Annotated in this window: 1 protein-coding gene; it reads left to right on the top strand. The window is 67.9% G+C overall.

From position 1 onward, the window contains the following. On the top strand, window positions 1-502 hold a 502-nt coding region (locus JJL56_RS33580), incomplete at both ends, for an NAD(P)(+) transhydrogenase (Re/Si-specific) subunit beta (protein WP_247891388.1).

The raw sequence follows: 502 nt of genomic DNA, 5'->3' as shown, positions 1-502 counted from the left end.
ACGGCATCGGCGTGCCCGGCGCCATCGCCAAGGGCTCGCTGGTCGAGATGGCGCTCGGCACCGCCATCGGCGCCATCACCTTCACCGGCTCGATCGTCGCCTTCGCCAAGCTGCAGGGCCTGGTCACCGGCAAGCCGCTGGTCTTCCCCTTCCAGCACCACCTCAACGCCGCCCTCGGCGTGCTGACCATCCTGCTCATCGTCTGGCTGGTGCAGAGCAACGCCGACGCCCCGATGTGGCTGATCGTTGCCGTGTCGCTGGCGCTCGGCCTGCTGCTGATCCTGCCGATCGGCGGGGCGGACATGCCGGTGGTGATCTCGATGCTGAACAGCTACTCGGGCTGGGCGGCGGCGGGCATCGGCTTCACGCTGCAGAACAACCTGCTGATCGTCACGGGCGCGCTGGTCGGCTCGTCGGGCGCCATCCTGTCCTACATCATGTGCAAGGGCATGAACCGCTCGATCTTCAACGTCATCCTGGGCGGCTTCGGCGGCGACAGCGG

Origin of the sequence: Azospirillum aestuarii, assembly GCF_016632405.1 — a bacterium.
Classification (GTDB): Bacteria; Pseudomonadota; Alphaproteobacteria; order Azospirillales; family Azospirillaceae; genus Azospirillum; species Azospirillum aestuarii.
The sequence above is the reverse complement of the archived record's forward strand: the minus strand, read 5'-3'. Positions and strand labels throughout refer to the sequence as shown.